Source organism: Actinoplanes sandaracinus (genome assembly GCF_030009775.1).
Classification (GTDB): domain Bacteria; phylum Actinomycetota; class Actinomycetes; order Mycobacteriales; family Micromonosporaceae; genus Actinoplanes; species Actinoplanes sandaracinus.
On the sequence record NZ_JASCTH010000005.1, the window covers coordinates 121,343 to 136,128 of the forward strand.

Here is a 14,786-nt window from a genome sequence, read left to right on the forward strand (position 1 = left end):
TTCGTACGCCCTATGTCGACTTTTGTCGATGGGAGCAAAACGCTCAGCTCTGCCGGTTGACGGCCCCGTCAGCCAGGCGCGCCAGGTGGGCCGCCACCTCCTCCGGCACCGGCGCCTCCGCCAGCGCCGTCAGCGCGGCGCTCAGGCGGGTCTCGATCAGCCGCTCGGTGCCGTCCCGCGCGCCGGTGTCGACGATGATCCGGCGCAGTTCGGCCGCGCCGTCCTCGTCGAGGCCGGGGCAGCCGAACAGCTCTTTGATCCGCGCCGCCTGCGCCCGGGTCGCCCGGTCCCGGGCGAACGCCATCATCACCGTGCGCTTGCCCTCCCGCAGATCGTCGAGCACCGACTTGCCGGTCACCGCCGGGTCACCGAACACGCCCAGCACATCGTCGCGCAACTGGAAGGCGTCACCGAGCGGATCGCCGAAGGACGCGTACGCCGTCAGGAGGTCCTCACCGGCGCCGGCCAGCGCCGCACCGATCTGCAGCGGACGGGTCACCGTATACCGGGCCGCCTTCATCCGGATGACGGTCAGCGCGCTGGCCGCCGACCCGTCGCCGACCCCGGAGACCAGGTCGAGGTACTGCCCGGCGATGACCTCGGTGCGCATGCCGGCGAAGACGGCATACCCCCGATGCACCTGCTCACGCGCCAGGCCGCAGTCGTGGAACATCTGATCCGCCCATGCCGCGCAGAGATCCCCGCAGAGCAGGGCCGTGTTGCGCCCGTACCGGGCCGCGTCACCACGCCAGGACGAGCGGGCGTGCCGGTCGGCGAAGAACTGGTGCACCGACGGCTCACCTCGGCGGCGCTCGCTGCCGTCCATGATGTCGTCGTGGATGAGCGCGAACGCGTGGAACAGCTCCAGCGCCGACGCGGCGGTGATGATGGCCTCGGTGTCCGCGCCTCCCGCGCTGCGCCAGCCCCAGTAACAGAACATCGGGCGCAGCCGTTTGCCGCCGGCGAGCACGAAACGGTTCAGCGTGCTCGGCAGTCCGCGCGGCGCCCCGTCCGGCCAGCCCGGCCCCTGCTGCCGCAGGAACTCGGCGAGCCGGGCGTCGAAACGGGCCCGCAGGTCCGCGCTGTCGAGCGGGCGGGCGGCGAGCTGGGTCACGGCCCCGTCCTCTCCAAGCCGGCCAACTCCAGCAGCAGCGCCTTCACCTCGGTCGCGGCGAGCCTGGAGCGCTCGCCGGACGCGTCCGAGCACAGCAGTACCGGCGCGTCGGCGGCATCGTCCGGCAGCCGTCCGTGCGAGCCGCGTACCGCCCGGGCACCCGCGTCGAGACCCACCACGTTCATCAGGTACCGCAGGCCGAGCTTCTTACGGGCCAGCGCGATCGCCGCTCGCCGCTTGGCCGCCGCCGGACCGGACGGGTCGAAGAACAACTCGGCCGGGTCGTAACCGGGTTTGCGGTGGATGTCCACCAGCCGCGCGAAGTCGGGAGCGCGGGCGTCGTCGAGCCAGTAGTAATAGGTGAACCAGGCGTCCGGCTCGGCCACGAGCACGACCTCACCGGAGCGCGGATGGTTCAGGCCGTGACGGCGCAGGCCCTCGGCGTCGAGCACCTCGGCGACACCGGGCAGGTCGGTGAGCAGCTTGGCGACCTGCGGCACGTCGGCCGGCCGGCGGACGTAGACGTGCGCGATCTGATGGTCGGCGACGGCGAACGCCCGGGACGTCCACGGGTCGAGATATTCCATGCCGTCCTGGGTGTACACCCGCAACAGGCCCTCGGCCCGTAACGCCCGGTTCACGTCGACCGGGCGCTGGACCGCAGTGATGCCGTACTCGGACAGCGCCACCACGGTCGCGCCCCGCGCGGTGGCCGCGCGCAGCAGCGGATCGAGGACCGCGTCCAGCTCGGCGGCCGCCGCGGCGGCCCGGGGATCCGCCGGGCCGTAGCGCTGCAGGTCGTAGTCGAGATGAGGGACGTAGACCAGCGTCAGGTCCGGGTCATGGGCCGCCATCACCCGCTGCGCGGCCTGACAGATCCACCGCGACGAGGCCAGGCCCGCGCCCGGACCCCAGTAGGAGAACAGCGGAAACGTGCCGAGCGCCCCGGTGAGCTCGTCGTGCAGCTCCGGCGGATCGGTGTAGCAGTCGGGCTCCTTGCGGCCGTCGGCCCGGTAGATGGGCCGCGGGGTGACGGTCCAGTCGACGTCGGCGCCCATCGCGTACCACCAGCAGATGTTGGCCACCGTGAAGCCGGGGTGGTGGCGGCGTGCCGCCTGCCAGAGCTTCTCCCCGCCGACGAGAGCGTGGTGCTGACGCCACAGCAGCACCTCCCCCAAGTCCCGGAAATACCAGCCGTTACCGACCACACCGTGCCCGGCCGGTGTCTCGCCGGTGAGCAGCGTCGCCTGCGCCGAGCAGGTGACGGCGGGCAGGACCGGATCGAGACGCGCCGAGAATCCGCGGTCGGCCACCGCCCGCAGCCGGGGCATGTGCGCCAGCAGCCTCGGTGTCAGCCCGACCACGTCGAGGACGACCAGCTTGTTCATGATCCCGCCTCCGCGAGCCGGCTCAGCACGTCACGGGTGTACGCCAGTTCACCGGCGATGCCGTCGGCCAGTTCCGCCGGGCTGCCCGGCCGGCGGCCGGGAGGCAGCACGTCCCAGGTGTACGTCTCGACGTCGAGGTGGTCGCACCACGGCTCGCCGGCTGTCATCAGGTCGCGCAGCGCCTCCTCCAGCACCGGCGTGGTGCTCGACAACGGGGGCGCCGGAGCCACGTGCAGGGGCACGTGGAAGTGCACCCGCCACGGCCCCGGCAGCTCTTCGGCGAGGGCGATGTCCAGGTCGTCGGCGCTGCCGCCGGTCGCCGAGCGTGTCTGGTGCAGGAAGCGCGGTTCCGCGTACTGGCGCAGCACCTGCCGGGCCGCTACCGGATCGGCGACCTCCAGAGCGGCGCTGACCTGTACCTTCACGATCGGCAGGCCGGCCTGTGCCAGGCGTTTCAGGGCCGCGGCCGGCTCCTCCCAGGCGCACGCCAGGTGCGCGAGGTCGAGGCAGACGCCGAGGCGGTCGGTGTCCACGGCGGCCAGCAGGCCGGACGCCTGGCCGGTGGTCTCGACGACGCAGCCGGGCTCCGGTTCGAAACCGACGCGGACCGTGCGCCCGGTCTCCCGCTCCAGCTCGGTGAGGCCGGCGGCGAGCCGGTCCAGCATGCGCAGCGCGGCCTCGTGCCGGCCGGGCGGCCAGGGATCGCGCCAGGCCAGCGGCAGCGTCGAGATCGAACCGCGGTCCACGTCGCCGGGCAGCAGGTCGACGAGCACCCGGGCCAGGTCGAGGGTGTAGTCCAGCCGCTCGGTGGTGGCCCAGTCGGGATGGTAGACGGCGTGCTTGACCACCGGGGCGTGGAAGGCCTGGTAGGGAAAGCCGTTGAGCGTCACCACCTCGAGCCCGCGCGCGTCGAGTTCGGCCCGCAGCCGCCGCCGGGCACCGGCGTCGCCGGCCAGCGCGGCGGCGGCCGGGGCGGCCAGCCAGAGTCCGAGGCCGAGCAGGTCGGCCCCGAGACGTTCGCGGACCGGGAGCGCGAACGCGTCGAGCTGCTCCACGATGCCGGGCAGGTCCTCAGCCGGGTGCACGTTGGTGCAGTAACTCACGTGCACCAGCCGGCCGCTGCTGTGCCGCAGCCGCATCAGCTACCACCCCGCAGGATGGAACTGCCCTGGAAGCTGACCTCGCCGGTGGCGGCCTCGGTCAGGTCGAGCCGCCCCGACTGGCCGAAGAACTCCACCGGGTTGCGCCATAGGACCCGGTCCACGTCGTCGTCGCCGAACCCGGCGGCGAGCATCGCCTCACCGGTGCGCCGGGTCAGCAGCGGGTCCGAGCGGCCCCAGTCGGCGGCCGAGTTGATCAGCATCCGCTCCAGTCCGTGCGTGCGCAGGATCTCGACCATGCGCGACGGCGACATCTTCGTGTCGGGATAGATGGAGAAGCCCATCCAGCATCCCGAGTCGTGCACCGCGCCGACCGTCACCTCGTTGAGGTGGTCCACGACGACCCGGCCGGGCGCGATGCCCGACTCGGCCACGACCGCGAGGGTACGGCGGACGCCACGCGCCTTGTCCCGGTGCGGGGTGTGCACGAGCGCGGGCAGTTCATGTTCGACGGCCAGTTTCAGCTGGACGACGAAGGCCTCGTCCTCCTCCCGCGTCATGGCGTCGTACCCGATCTCGCCGACCGCCACCACCGAGTCCTTGTCGAGGTAGCGCGGCACCAGGTCCAGCGCCTCCCGGCAGCGCGGGTCGTTGGCCTCCTTGGGGTTGAGGGCGATGGTGGCGTGGTGCCGGATCCCGAACTGGGCGGCCCGAAACGGCTCCCAGCCGACGAGCGAGTCGAAGTAGTCGGCGAACGAGCCGGCGCTGGTGCGGGGCTGGCCCAGCCAGAACGCCGGCTCGACCACGGCCCGCACGCCGGCGGCGGCCATGCGCTCGTAGTCGTCGGTGGTCCGTGACGTCATGTGGATGTGCGGGTCGAAGATGCGCATCGAACCTCCAGAAATCAGTCAGGTGGACTGGCGCAGCAGCGGGAGGGCATCGGGCGGGAGCCGGCGGCCGGCGGCTTCGCGCTCGTCGCGCAGTGCGGCCGTCATCGCCGCCAGCTCGTCGTCGGCCCGCTCGGTCAGGCCGTGCACCACCGACAGCGGAATGCCCATGAAGACGCATTTCAGGACGGCCTGCCGCCAGGCGGCCTGGTCCAGGTGCCGCGCGTACGGGCCGAGGGCGGCGGCGACCAGGCGGGTGTCGTTGGTGCGGACGGCGTCGTGCAGCAACGGCGCCGCGTCCGCGCCGATCGGCAGCAGGGGAAGGGCTTTCAGGACGGCGAGCTTCTCGCCCGCGTCGCCGTGCCGGTACAGGTCGCCGATGTACCGGCGCAGGTCGGCGGCCGGCAGGGCGAGCAGCAGCAGCGCCCGGGCCGCCTGGTCGCCGGTCCAGCCCGGGACGTGGGGCAGGGCGGCGCGGCCGCAGTGGCGGCCCGCGGCGGCGAACAGCCGGGTGATGCTCGGCGGATCGTCGCCGACGCGTTCCACGCCGGCGGTGAGCCAGCCGTCGCCGGGAGAGTCCTTCAGCGCCGTACGAAGCGTGCCGGGGTCCATGGCCTGTCCCTTCACCGAGCGGCTTGGAGGAACCGGAGGGAGTCGGCCGCAACGGCCGGAGCGGCGTGCGAGTGGCGGGGCAGTTCCACGGCGACCAGACCGCGGTAGCCGGCCGCCTCCAGCGCCGCCAGCACGGGCGGGAAGTCGATCTCGCCGGCGCCGAACTCCAGGTGCTCGTGCACTCCCCGGCGCATGTCGTCGATCTGCACGTTGACCAGGTGATCGGCCACCGCGGCGACGCAGTCCGGCACCGGGTCGGGCTCCAGGCAACGGCAGTGCCCGATGTCGAGCGTGATGCCGAATCCCGCCGGGTGACCGAGGGCGTCGTGGAGCCGCCGCCAGCCGGCGATGTCCTCGACCAGCATGCCGGGCTCCGGTTCGAAGCCGACGATCACACCGCGCTGCTGGGCGGTGGTGACGACGCCGGCGCACCCGTCGACGAGCCGCCGCCACGCGGTCGCCTCGTCGACGGTGTCCGGCCGCACTCCGGCCCAGAACGAGACCGCCTCCGCACCGAGGTCGGCGCCGATCGCCACGGCGCGGCGCAGGAAGTCGACGCGCAGGTCACGGTCGTCGTGCAGCAGCGTGGGCGCGTGTTTGCGCCATGGGTCGAGCAGGTAGCGGGCCCCGGTCTCGACGACCACCGACAGGCCGAGACGCGCGAGGCGCTTGGCGGTCGCGTCGACCCGGCGGGCCGCTCCTCTCGCGTACGGATTGAGGTGGCCGTGGTCGAGGGTCAGCGCCACACCGTCGTAGCCGAGATCGGCGAGCACGGCGAGCGCGTCGGACAGGCGGTGGTTGCCGAACCCGTTGGTGCCGTAGCCGAACCGCAGGCCGGTCATGTCGGACTCACCGCCCTGGCGAGCCGTGCCGCCGCCGGCGCGAGGACCGCGGTGGCCGCGCCGGCGGCCACCGCGCCGGTCGCCGCCGTCAGGGCGCCCTGCAGGACGGGGAGCGTGGTGATGCCGGCCGTGACCGCGTCGCGGACCCGTGCCGCGGTGGGATCGGCCGCCGCCCGGGCCTGCGCGGCGCCGTAGCGGGTCACGTACCAGGCGGCCAGCGCCGCCGGCACGAGCCCGGGCCGGCGAGCGCCGGTGGCCGCGGCCAGCGCCGCCGTGGCGGCGAGGGTGCGTCTCGGCAGCGACGGTGACGCCCCGTCCACCTCGCGGCGGGACAGCACCGTCACCGTGTAGGTGTGCGCGGCGATGGTCAGGGCCGCGGGCAGGACGGCGCGCGGCCGGCTCCGCCAGCCGCCGCCGGTGCCGAGCAGCACGTCCAGCCCCCGGCAGGCGGCCATCACGGCCGGTCCCGCCGCGGTGTTCTTGACGCCCAGGTCGTACGCCCAGATCGCGCCGGCCAGCGACAGCGCCACGGGAAGCTGCCGCCGCCCGCCGGCGACCGCGGCCACGGCGACACCGGCGGCGGTCAGGCCGACCGCGAGGCCCGCCGCCGTGGCCGGCGACACCCGGCCGGACGGGATCGGCCGGTGCGGGCGTTCCGCCGCGTCGACATGACGGTCGGCGAAGTCGTTGGCGGCCATCCCCGCCCAGTAGAGGCACACGGAGGCCCCGGCCATCGCCACCGTGCGCGGTCCCAGGACACCGGCGGCGGCCGCGCCGGCGACGACGTCGCCGGGCACGGACAACGCGGCGGGCGCCCGGGTGAGCTCGACGAGATCCCGCCAGCCGGTCATGCCGGCGATCCCGGGCCGAGCCGGGCGGCGAACGCGGTCAGGGCCCGCCACTGCTCGGCGAACCCGTGCGCGACGTCTCCGATCGGATCCTTGAAGAAGAAGGCCAGGTCGGTCAGTGGTCCGGCGTGCCCGGCGGCGTGCGCGGCCCCGGTGAGCCGGGCCAGGTCGAGCACCAGCGGCGCGGCCAGCGCCGAGTCACACCCGTGCCAGGTGAACTCCAGGCGCATGACGGTGCCCAGGAACCCGGAGAAGGTGACCAGGTCCCAGGCGGTCTTGAAGTCCCCGATGTCCTCGACGTACTCGATCCGGACCGCGCCCTGCGGCTGATAGCCGAGGGTCTCGGACAGGACCCGCTGTTTGCTGGCGCTCTTGGCGGCGTTGGCGCCCGGATCGGCCAGGTTGGCCCCGTCGCCGCCGCCGAGCAGGTTGACTCCGGACCAGGTGCGCACCTGCAGGTGGCGGTGCGCGAACATCGGCGCGAGCACCGATTTGAGCAGGGTCTCGCCGGTCTTGCCGTCGTTGCCGGCATAGGGCAGGCCCCGGTCGCGGGCCAGTTCCTCCAGGGCGGGCAGGCGTGCCCCGGTTGAGGGGGTGAAGTCGACATACGAGCAGCCGGCGGTGAACGCCGCGTACGCGTAGAGGGCGCTCGGTGGCAGGACCGTCTCGCCGCGCCGCAGGGCCGCTTCCAGTTCGGCGGCCGTGGCGTGGGCGGGGTGCGGCGCCGGGGCGGCCTCGGTGGACGACACGTTGATCACCACCACCCGGTCGAGGGCGTGCCGGCGGCGGAAGTCCACCAGGTCGGCTTCCAGCAGCGCGGCGGTCTCGGCCTGTGTGGCGCCGGCCGGGACCGGCCGGATCTCGGCGTCGACGCCGGTGAGGTCCGGGTGCAGCGCGCTCACCAGGGCGGCGGGCAGGACGCCGGCGGCGGCCAGTTGTTCGGCCTTCTTCGTCACCGGTGTGGACACCAGGTCGTGGCCGCCGAAGACGAGCTCGCCGAAACCGGCGAGGCCGGCGGCGCGCACCTCGGGGAGCTCCGTGACGCACCCGGTGGCCGGCATCAGGCCCGCGCGCAGCGCATGTGCTCCGACGATGCTGGTCACCGCGACGCTGCCGCGCCCGCCGACCAGCCAGACACCCAAAGTCATGCCAATCCTCCGTAATCGCGGCCGCGGCGATGGTGGACGTGCCGCCCGCCCGTACGCCGCAGTCGGCGGTATTCAGTGCCGCCGCCGGATCGGCGGCGCACGGGACGGGCGGGCAGGAGAGTCGAGGCCGCCCGGCGCGGGTCGGGGAATCCCGTCCGATCCGCGGCCGGCGGCCACCGGAGGCCGTCGACCGTCCGGACGGCGGGGCGCAACCGCGTCCGGACCCTCGCGGAAACGACGGCCGGTGGAATGAGGGTGTGCGGGTCAGGCAGCGATCTCGGTCAGAACCGGCTCCACCTCCGACCACATGGAGCCCAGCGCCGCGGAGCGCTCGACGGCGTCGAGGACGAGTTGCACCTGCAGCGCGTCGGCGAACGAGGGGGCCACGTCCGCACCGGTGGCGATCGCCTCGATGAAGTCACGGGCCTGGTGGGTGAAGGAGTGTTCGTAGCCGATGACGTGGCCCGGAGGCCACCAGCCCGACATGTACGGGTGGTCGGGCTCGGTGACGAGGATGCGGGCGAACCCCTGCTCCGCGGACGGGCGGGTGGCGTCGTAGAACTCGAGTTCGTTCATCCGCTCGAAGTCGAAGACCACCGAACCCTGCGAGCCGTTGATCTCCACTCGCAGACCGTTCTTGCGGCCGGTGGCGAACCGGGTGGCCTCGTACGTGGCGATCGCTCCCCCGTCCAGGCGCGCCAGGAACAGCGCGGCGTCGTCGACGGTGACCGCGCCGGTGCCGCTCAGCCCGTCGCCCGTCGCCGCGCTCAGGCCACTCGACGCGGCCGGCAAGGGCCGTTGTTTGACGAACGTCTCGGTCAGCGCGCTCACTCCGGCGATGCGCTGACCGGTGACGAACTGCGTGAGGTCGATGATGTGCGCACCGATGTCACCCAGCGCGCCGGAGCCCGCCCTGTCCTTCTGCAGCCGCCAGACCAGCGGGAACTGCGGGTCGGTGATCCAGTCCTGCAGGTAGACCGCGCGTACGTGCCGGATCTCGCCGATCCTGCCGTCGGCGATCAGCCGGCGCATCAGGGTGACGGCGGGCACCCGCCGGTAGTTGAATCCACACATCGATCTGACTCCGGCGGCTTCCGCCGCAGCCGCGGCGGTGGCCATGGCCCGCGCCTCGTCGATGGTGTTGGCCAGCGGTTTCTCGCACAGGACGTGCTTGCCGGCGGCCAGGGCCGCGATCGCGATCTCGGCGTGGCTGTCGCCGGGCGTGCAGACGTCGATGAGATCGATGTCGTCACGGTCGATCAGCGCTCGCCAGTCGCTGGTGTGCTCCTGCCAGCCGAGCTGGGCCGCCGCCTCGGCGACGCGCACCTGGTCGCGGCCGCAGATGGCCGCCATCCGGGCCCGCAGCGACAGGTCGAAGACGCGGTTCACGGTACGCCACGCCTGTGAGTGCGCGGTTCCCATGAACGCGTAGCCGACCATGCCGATGCGCAGCTCCGTGGTCTGCGTGGACAAGATGGGTCTCCCCCCGTGCTTTTCAGAACCCGAGCTTGAGGTATGTGCTCGCGTTCTCCTTGGTGATGGTCTCGGAGGCCAGGACGATCTCCTTCGGGACCTGCAGCTCGACCAGGTCGGCCATGCCCTTGCCCTGGCCGATGAGGCGAGCCAGCGAGATGGCCGACGACGCCATCGACGGGCTGTAGGTGACGGTGGCCTTGAGCGGGCTCTTGTCGGCCTGGATGTCCTCCATCGCCTTCTTGGAGCCGGCGCCGCCGACCATGACGAACTCGGTGCGGCCGGCCTGGTTCGCGGCCGCGAGCACACCGATGCCCTGGTCGTCGTCGTGGTTCCAGAGGGCGTCCATCCTGGGTACGGCCTGCAGGAGCTGGCTGGCCGCCCGCTGACCGGTGTCCACGGTGAACTCGGCCGGCACCCGGCGCTGAACCGTGAAGCCCGCCGCGCTCAGGGTGTCCGCGAAGCCCTTCGAGCGCTCCTGGGTCAACTCCAGGGAGTCGATGCCGGGGATCTCGCCGATGATCGGGCTGCTGACGCCCTTGGCCTTCATCTGGGCGATGATGTAGGTCGCCGCGGCCACGCCCATGCCGTAGTTGTCGCCCTTGATCTGGGTCCGGTAGGCGCGGGCGTCGGGGAACGCCCGGTCCAGGTTGACCACCGGGATGCCGGCGGCCATCGCCTCGAGGCCGAAGGCGTTGAGTTCCTTGCCGTCGTGGGGCAGCAGCACGATCACGTTGGGCTTCTGCGCGATCAGCGTGGACAGCGCCGCCCGCTGGGCCGCCGCGTCGGCGCCGGCCTCGACGGATTTGAACTCCACGTCGGAGTACGCCGCGGCCTGCGCCTTGGCGTTGCTGGTGATGGCCCCGATCCAGCCGTGGTCGGCCGCTGGGGCGGAGAAGCCGATCACCACCTTCGCGCCGGGGGCGGCGTTGCCCGCGCTGGCGCCACCCTCGGCGGGCTTGATCTGCGCGTCGGGCGCCTTCGACTCGTTGCTGGTGCACGCGGTGAGGAGGGTGCCCGCGCCGAGTGCGGCCCCGCCGAGCAAGAGGCGGCGCCGCGACAGGTCGCGACTGCTCTGGATCATGATTTCTCCTGAATTATCGGTAAGGATGGGGCGATGGAGGGTGCACGGAACCCGGCGTCCGTCGCGGGGACGGTCGCCTGGGAGGCCGGGAGCTCAGGTCTTGTTGCGGCTGAGGAACTGGCTGACGGCTTTGAAGCGGAACTGCTGCACCAGGACCGCGGCGATGATGATGCCGCCCTTGACCATGTTCTGAGCCTCGGTGGACAGCCCGTTGATGGCGAACAGGTTCGTGATGGTGGCGAAGATGATCACGCCGAGGAGCGAGCCGACGATCGTGCCCCGGCCGCCGCTGAGCAGCGTCCCACCGATGATGGCGGCGGCGATCGCGTCGAGTTCGTAGAGGTTGGCCATGGCGGCCTGGGCGGAGGTGCCCTGCGAGGTCAGCATGATCGCGGCGATGCCACAGCAGAGGCCGGACAGCCCGTACAGCAGCATGGTGTGCCGTTTGACGTTGATGCCGGCGAGCCGGGCGGCCTCGACGTTGCCGCCGACCGCGACCGTGCGCCGGCCGAACGTCGTGCGGTTGAGCAGCACCCACCCGACCGCGGCGACCACCGCGAGGATGTAGACCAGCAGCGGGATGCCGAGCAGCTTGTCGGCGGCGATGCCGTTGATGAGCGAGCTCTCGGACATCTGCGTCTGCTTGTCGGAGATCTCCGCGGCCAGGCCGCGGGCGGCCACCAGCATCGCCAGGGTGGCGATGAAGGGCACCAGCTTGCCGTACGAGATGAGCAGGCCGTTGATCAGGCCGACCGCCACCGCGACGGTGATCGCGGTGAAGACCATGCCGCCGGCGCCGTAGCTCTGCGTAGCGACCGTGGTGGCCCACACCCCGGCCAGGGCGACGATCGCCCCGACCGACAGATCGATGCCGCCGCCGATGATGACGAAGGTCATCCCGACCGTGACCACGCCGATGACCGACGCCAGCTGGAGGATCGACAGGATGTTGTTCCAGACCCAGGTGGAGTTGCTGTAGAGCTGCGGCTGGGTGACCGCGCCGATCGCGATGAGGGCGACCAGCACCGCGACCAGCACGAGGTTGCGTTTGACCGATTCGCCGGCCTCGCCGCCCCGGCTCGCACGGCGGCCCTTGAGGTCGTCTGGTCGTGGGTGCCCGGCGGCGGTCTGCGCCGGGTCCACCGGGGGCGACTGCGCCGGGAGGCCGGCGGCGGCGGTTCCCGTGCCATCGCTGAGGGTCATACCGGGGCACCTTCCATGAGCGACCCCGCCATGACGAGGTCGAGGACCGTGTCTTCGTCGAGTTCGGTGGCGGGCGCCGTGCGGATCACACGGCCCTCCCGCATCACCAGCACGCGGTCGGCGAGGCCGAGGACCTCGGGGACCTCGCTGGAGACCAGCAGCACGCCGACGCCGTCGGCGGCCAGGCGGCGGATGACCCGGTAGAGCTCGGCACGGGCGCCGACGTCGACCCCGCGGGTGGGCTCGTCCAGCAACAGCAGCCGGGTGTCGCCGAGCAGCCACCGGCCGACGACCACTTTCTGCTGGTTGCCGCCGGACAGGGTGCGCACCGGACGGCCGACGTCGCCGGGCCGCAGGTCGAGCGACTGCGCGACGCGGTCGGCGGCCTCGCGTTCCCGCCGGGAGCTGGTGAACCCCAGACGCGCGAGTTGCGAGAAGGTGGACAGGGTCATGTTGCGGTAGATCGGCTCGCCGAGCAGCAGGGCCTGGCTCTTGCGCTCCTCGGGGGCCATCCCCATGCCGGCGCGGACGGCCGCGCCGACGTCGCCGCCGGCCAGCCTCCGGCCGGCGACCGTGACGGTGCCGGCGTCGGCGCGGCGCGCCCCGTAGATGGTCTCCAGCAGCTCCGAGCGCCCGGAGCCGACGAGGCCGGCGATGCCGACGATCTCGCCGGGCGCGACCGAGAGGGAGACGTCGGTGAACTCGCCGGCCCGGCTGAGCCCTTCGACGGCCAGCAGCTCGGCGCGGTCGGCCGGTTCATCGGGCCGGGGCGGGAAGACGTACTCGATGGAGCGTCCGGTCATCCGGCTGACGAGCTCGCTGGTCGGGGTCTGGGCGGCGGGCAGGTCGGCCGCGGTGGTGCGGCCGTCCTTGAGGACGGTCACCCGGTCGCCGATCGTACGGATCTCCTCCAACCGGTGGGAGATGTAGACGACGGCGATGCCCTGGGCGGTCAGCTCCCGGATGATTCGGAAGAGGTTCTCCACCTCGTCGTGGGCCAGCACGGCGCTCGGCTCGTCCATGATCAGCAGGCGTGCCTCGTGCGACAGCGCCCGGGCCATGCTGACGATCTGCTTGCCGGCCGCCTGCAACCGGTGGACCGCGCGCCGCGGCGGGATCTCGCCGTGGCCGAGCCGGTCGAGGATCTCGGTGGTGCGGGCCGCCATGTACTTGCGGCGCACGAAACCGGCCCGCCGCGGCTCGTGGCCGAGGAAGACGTTCTCGGCGACGGACAGGTCCTCCACCAGGTCGAGTTCCTGGTAGATGGTGGCGATGCCGGCCTTCATCGCGGCCTGCGGGTTGGCGAACGTGATGGGACCGCCGAGCCACTCGACGGTGCCGGAGTCGGGGCGGTGCACCCCGGACAGCACCTTGATGAGTGTCGACTTGCCGGCGCCGTTCTGCCCCAGCAGGCAGTGCACCTCGCCGGCACGGACCTCCAGTTGCACGCCGTCGAGAGCACGCACGCCCGGGAACGTCTTGACCACGTCGGTGAGCCGGAGGACGACGTCGTCGTGTCCGGTGGTCGCGACGCCGGCCTCCGGCGCGGTCACGACGCCTGCTCGAACGCGACGTGGCTGGCCAGCACGGCGGCCCCGGTGACGCCGGCACGGGCGCCCAGCTCGGACAGGACGACCGGGAGGTTACCGGTGGCGAGAGGGAGCGAACGGCGGTAGACCGCGCTGCGGATCTCCGCCAGCAGGATGTGGCCCAACTGCGCGAGCCCTCCTCCGATAACGATCATGGACGGGTTCGAGAAGCTGACCAGCGCGGCGAGCACGGAGCCGATCCGGTGCCCCCCCTCGCGGATGAGCTTGATACAGGCCACGTCGCCCTCGGCGGCGCCGTCCGCGACGTCACGGGCGGTGAGCGGGCCTCCGGCGGCGAGCCGCTCGGCGAGGGCGGGCGAGGCGCCGGAGCGTGCGGCCGCCAGCGCGTCACGGGCCAGGCCGACCCCGCTGAACAGCGCTTCCAGGCAGCCGACGTTGCCGCACGAGCACATCGGACCCTGGGGGTCGACCTGGATGTGGCCGATGTCCCCGGCACAGCCGTCGGTGCCGCGGTAGACATCGCCGTGTAGATGGATGCCACAGCCGATGCCGGTGCCGATCTTGATGAACAGGAAGTCGTCGACGCTGTGCGCGACTCCCCCGTGCCGTTCACCGATCGCCATGATGTTGACGTCGTTGTCCACGACGGTCGGACAGCCGTGCTCACGGGTCATGAGCTCACGGACCGGGAAGCGGTCCCAGCCCGGCATGATCGGCGGGGAGACGGGAACACCGTCGCGGAAGCTGACCGGTCCCGGCACGCCGATGCCGATGGCGTCGAGCCGGTCGTAGACACCGTCCGCCCGGGCCTTGGCCAGCAGTTCGTTGACGCGGTGCAGGATGGCCTTCGGCCCGGACCGGATGTCGGCCGCTTCGGTGTAGGCCGCGACGGGCTCCAGCCGGCCGTTGGTCACCTCGACGTCGATCGAGCTGGCGCCCAGGTCGACCGCGGCGAAGTGCAGGCGCGGGTGCAGTTCCACCAGCGTGGACCGCCGCCCGCCACGGGAGGCGGCCATGCCCGCTTCGGCGACGTACTCGGCCGCGACGAGACGTTCCACCTCGGCGAGCAACCGCGGCCGGGTCAGCTCGAGACGGTCCGCGAGCTCGGCCCGGGAGATGGGCCCCTCGTCCCGCAGCATCTGGAGCAGCCGCAGGTAGGGGGGATCAACCGTCGTGCGCACGCGCAACCTCCGGATTCGCACGCCGTCGGCGTGGTCGTGGTGTCACATCGCGGTAATCGATGTGTTACTTGGGCCACACAGTAGAAGCCATCGATGGACGTGTCCATAGCTTCAACATGATCCGCACAAACTTTTGTCTCCGACGGCAAAAGAGGAATCGCGGTGTAGCCGGGTGCCCACATGCCGTCACCCGGAGGCCTTCGATCGATACACAGCGACCGTCTTTGCCAAGAGTCCGCGGCAACAAAGTTCTCGATCAACAAAACTTTTGCCCCTTACTGTAAAAGTTCTTTCGAATATCGATGGGCTTCTAGACGCTTCCATCGACGATCACTACCGTTTCCGCCACAACACGA

At 72.0% G+C, this 14,786-nt stretch carries 13 protein-coding genes; all 13 read right to left on the reverse strand.

The window, feature by feature from the left end; translation table 11 throughout:
* Positions 1–43: 43 nt before the first annotated feature.
* Positions 44–1,114, reverse strand: a complete 1,071-nt coding sequence (locus tag QLQ12_RS09275; protein ID WP_282758643.1) for a polyprenyl synthetase family protein — start codon at positions 1,112–1,114, stop codon at positions 44–46.
* Entirely contained in the window at positions 1,111–2,505 is a 1,395-nt protein-coding gene (locus QLQ12_RS09280) for an alkaline phosphatase family protein (protein ID WP_282758951.1), read from the reverse strand. The genes QLQ12_RS09275 and QLQ12_RS09280 overlap by 4 nt, the downstream gene beginning before the upstream one ends.
* Complete coding sequence (gene eboE, locus QLQ12_RS09285) at positions 2,499–3,641, reverse strand: metabolite traffic protein EboE (RefSeq protein WP_282758645.1); 1,143 nt, start codon at positions 3,639–3,641, stop codon at positions 2,499–2,501. The genes QLQ12_RS09280 and eboE overlap by 7 nt, the downstream gene beginning before the upstream one ends.
* Positions 3,641–4,492 carry a TatD family hydrolase gene (locus tag QLQ12_RS09290; protein WP_282758647.1) on the reverse strand — a complete coding sequence of 284 codons (852 nt, stop codon included), beginning with the start codon at positions 4,490–4,492 and terminating at the stop codon, positions 3,641–3,643. The genes eboE and QLQ12_RS09290 overlap by 1 nt, the downstream gene beginning before the upstream one ends.
* Positions 4,493–4,510: 18 nt before the next feature.
* Positions 4,511–5,101, reverse strand: a complete 591-nt coding sequence (locus tag QLQ12_RS09295) for an EboA domain-containing protein (RefSeq protein ID WP_282758648.1) — start codon at positions 5,099–5,101, stop codon at positions 4,511–4,513.
* An 11-nt stretch (positions 5,102–5,112) separates the two neighbouring features.
* Positions 5,113–5,943 (reverse strand): sugar phosphate isomerase/epimerase family protein, encoded by an 831-nt coding sequence (locus QLQ12_RS09300; protein WP_282758650.1) that lies wholly within the window; start codon positions 5,941–5,943, stop codon positions 5,113–5,115.
* Positions 5,940–6,794 (reverse strand): SCO3242 family prenyltransferase, encoded by an 855-nt coding sequence (locus QLQ12_RS09305; protein ID WP_282758651.1) that lies wholly within the window; start codon positions 6,792–6,794, stop codon positions 5,940–5,942. Before QLQ12_RS09305 ends, QLQ12_RS09300 begins: the two co-directional genes overlap by 4 nt.
* Positions 6,791–7,939: an inositol-3-phosphate synthase gene (locus QLQ12_RS09310; protein WP_282758652.1), complete on the reverse strand. Its 1,149-nt coding sequence runs from the start codon at positions 7,937–7,939 to the stop codon at positions 6,791–6,793. The genes QLQ12_RS09305 and QLQ12_RS09310 overlap by 4 nt, the downstream gene beginning before the upstream one ends.
* Positions 7,940–8,203: 264 nt before the next feature.
* Positions 8,204–9,379 carry a Gfo/Idh/MocA family protein gene (locus tag QLQ12_RS09315; protein WP_407651451.1) on the reverse strand — a complete coding sequence of 392 codons (1,176 nt, stop codon included), beginning with the start codon at positions 9,377–9,379 and terminating at the stop codon, positions 8,204–8,206.
* A gap of 55 nt (positions 9,380–9,434) precedes the next feature.
* Entirely contained in the window at positions 9,435–10,496 is a 1,062-nt protein-coding gene (locus QLQ12_RS09320; protein ID WP_282758655.1) for a substrate-binding domain-containing protein, read from the reverse strand.
* A 93-nt stretch (positions 10,497–10,589) separates the two neighbouring features.
* Positions 10,590–11,699, reverse strand: coding sequence for an ABC transporter permease (locus QLQ12_RS09325; RefSeq protein ID WP_282758657.1), 1,110 nt, complete (start codon positions 11,697–11,699; stop codon positions 10,590–10,592).
* On the reverse strand, positions 11,696–13,252 hold the full coding sequence (locus tag QLQ12_RS09330) for a sugar ABC transporter ATP-binding protein (protein ID WP_282758658.1): 1,557 nt from the start codon (positions 13,250–13,252) through the stop codon (positions 11,696–11,698). The genes QLQ12_RS09325 and QLQ12_RS09330 overlap by 4 nt, the downstream gene beginning before the upstream one ends.
* Entirely contained in the window at positions 13,249–14,430 is a 1,182-nt protein-coding gene (locus QLQ12_RS09335; protein WP_407651442.1) for an ROK family transcriptional regulator, read from the reverse strand. Before QLQ12_RS09335 ends, QLQ12_RS09330 begins: the two co-directional genes overlap by 4 nt.
* Between the last annotated feature and the right edge of the window lie 356 nt (positions 14,431–14,786).

Bases quoted from the DNA above. Each gene is read 5' to 3' on its own strand.
- eboE (WP_282758645.1), bottom strand. From the start codon at position 3,641: ATGCGGCTGCGGCACAGCAGCGGCCGGCTGGTGCACGTGAGTTACTGC.
- QLQ12_RS09290 (WP_282758647.1), bottom strand. From the start codon at position 4,492: ATGCGCATCTTCGACCCGCACATCCACATGACGTCACGGACCACCGAC.
- QLQ12_RS09295 (WP_282758648.1), bottom strand. From the start codon at position 5,101: ATGGACCCCGGCACGCTTCGTACGGCGCTGAAGGACTCTCCCGGCGAC.
- QLQ12_RS09300 (WP_282758650.1), bottom strand. From the start codon at position 5,943: ATGACCGGCCTGCGGTTCGGCTACGGCACCAACGGGTTCGGCAACCAC.
- QLQ12_RS09305 (WP_282758651.1), bottom strand. From the start codon at position 6,794: ATGACCGGCTGGCGGGATCTCGTCGAGCTCACCCGGGCGCCCGCCGCG.
- QLQ12_RS09310 (WP_282758652.1), bottom strand. From the start codon at position 7,939: ATGACTTTGGGTGTCTGGCTGGTCGGCGGGCGCGGCAGCGTCGCGGTG.
- QLQ12_RS09315 (WP_407651451.1), bottom strand. From the start codon at position 9,379: ATGGTCGGCTACGCGTTCATGGGAACCGCGCACTCACAGGCGTGGCGT.
- QLQ12_RS09320 (WP_282758655.1), bottom strand. From the start codon at position 10,496: ATGATCCAGAGCAGTCGCGACCTGTCGCGGCGCCGCCTCTTGCTCGGC.
- QLQ12_RS09325 (WP_282758657.1), bottom strand. From the start codon at position 11,699: ATGACCCTCAGCGATGGCACGGGAACCGCCGCCGCCGGCCTCCCGGCG.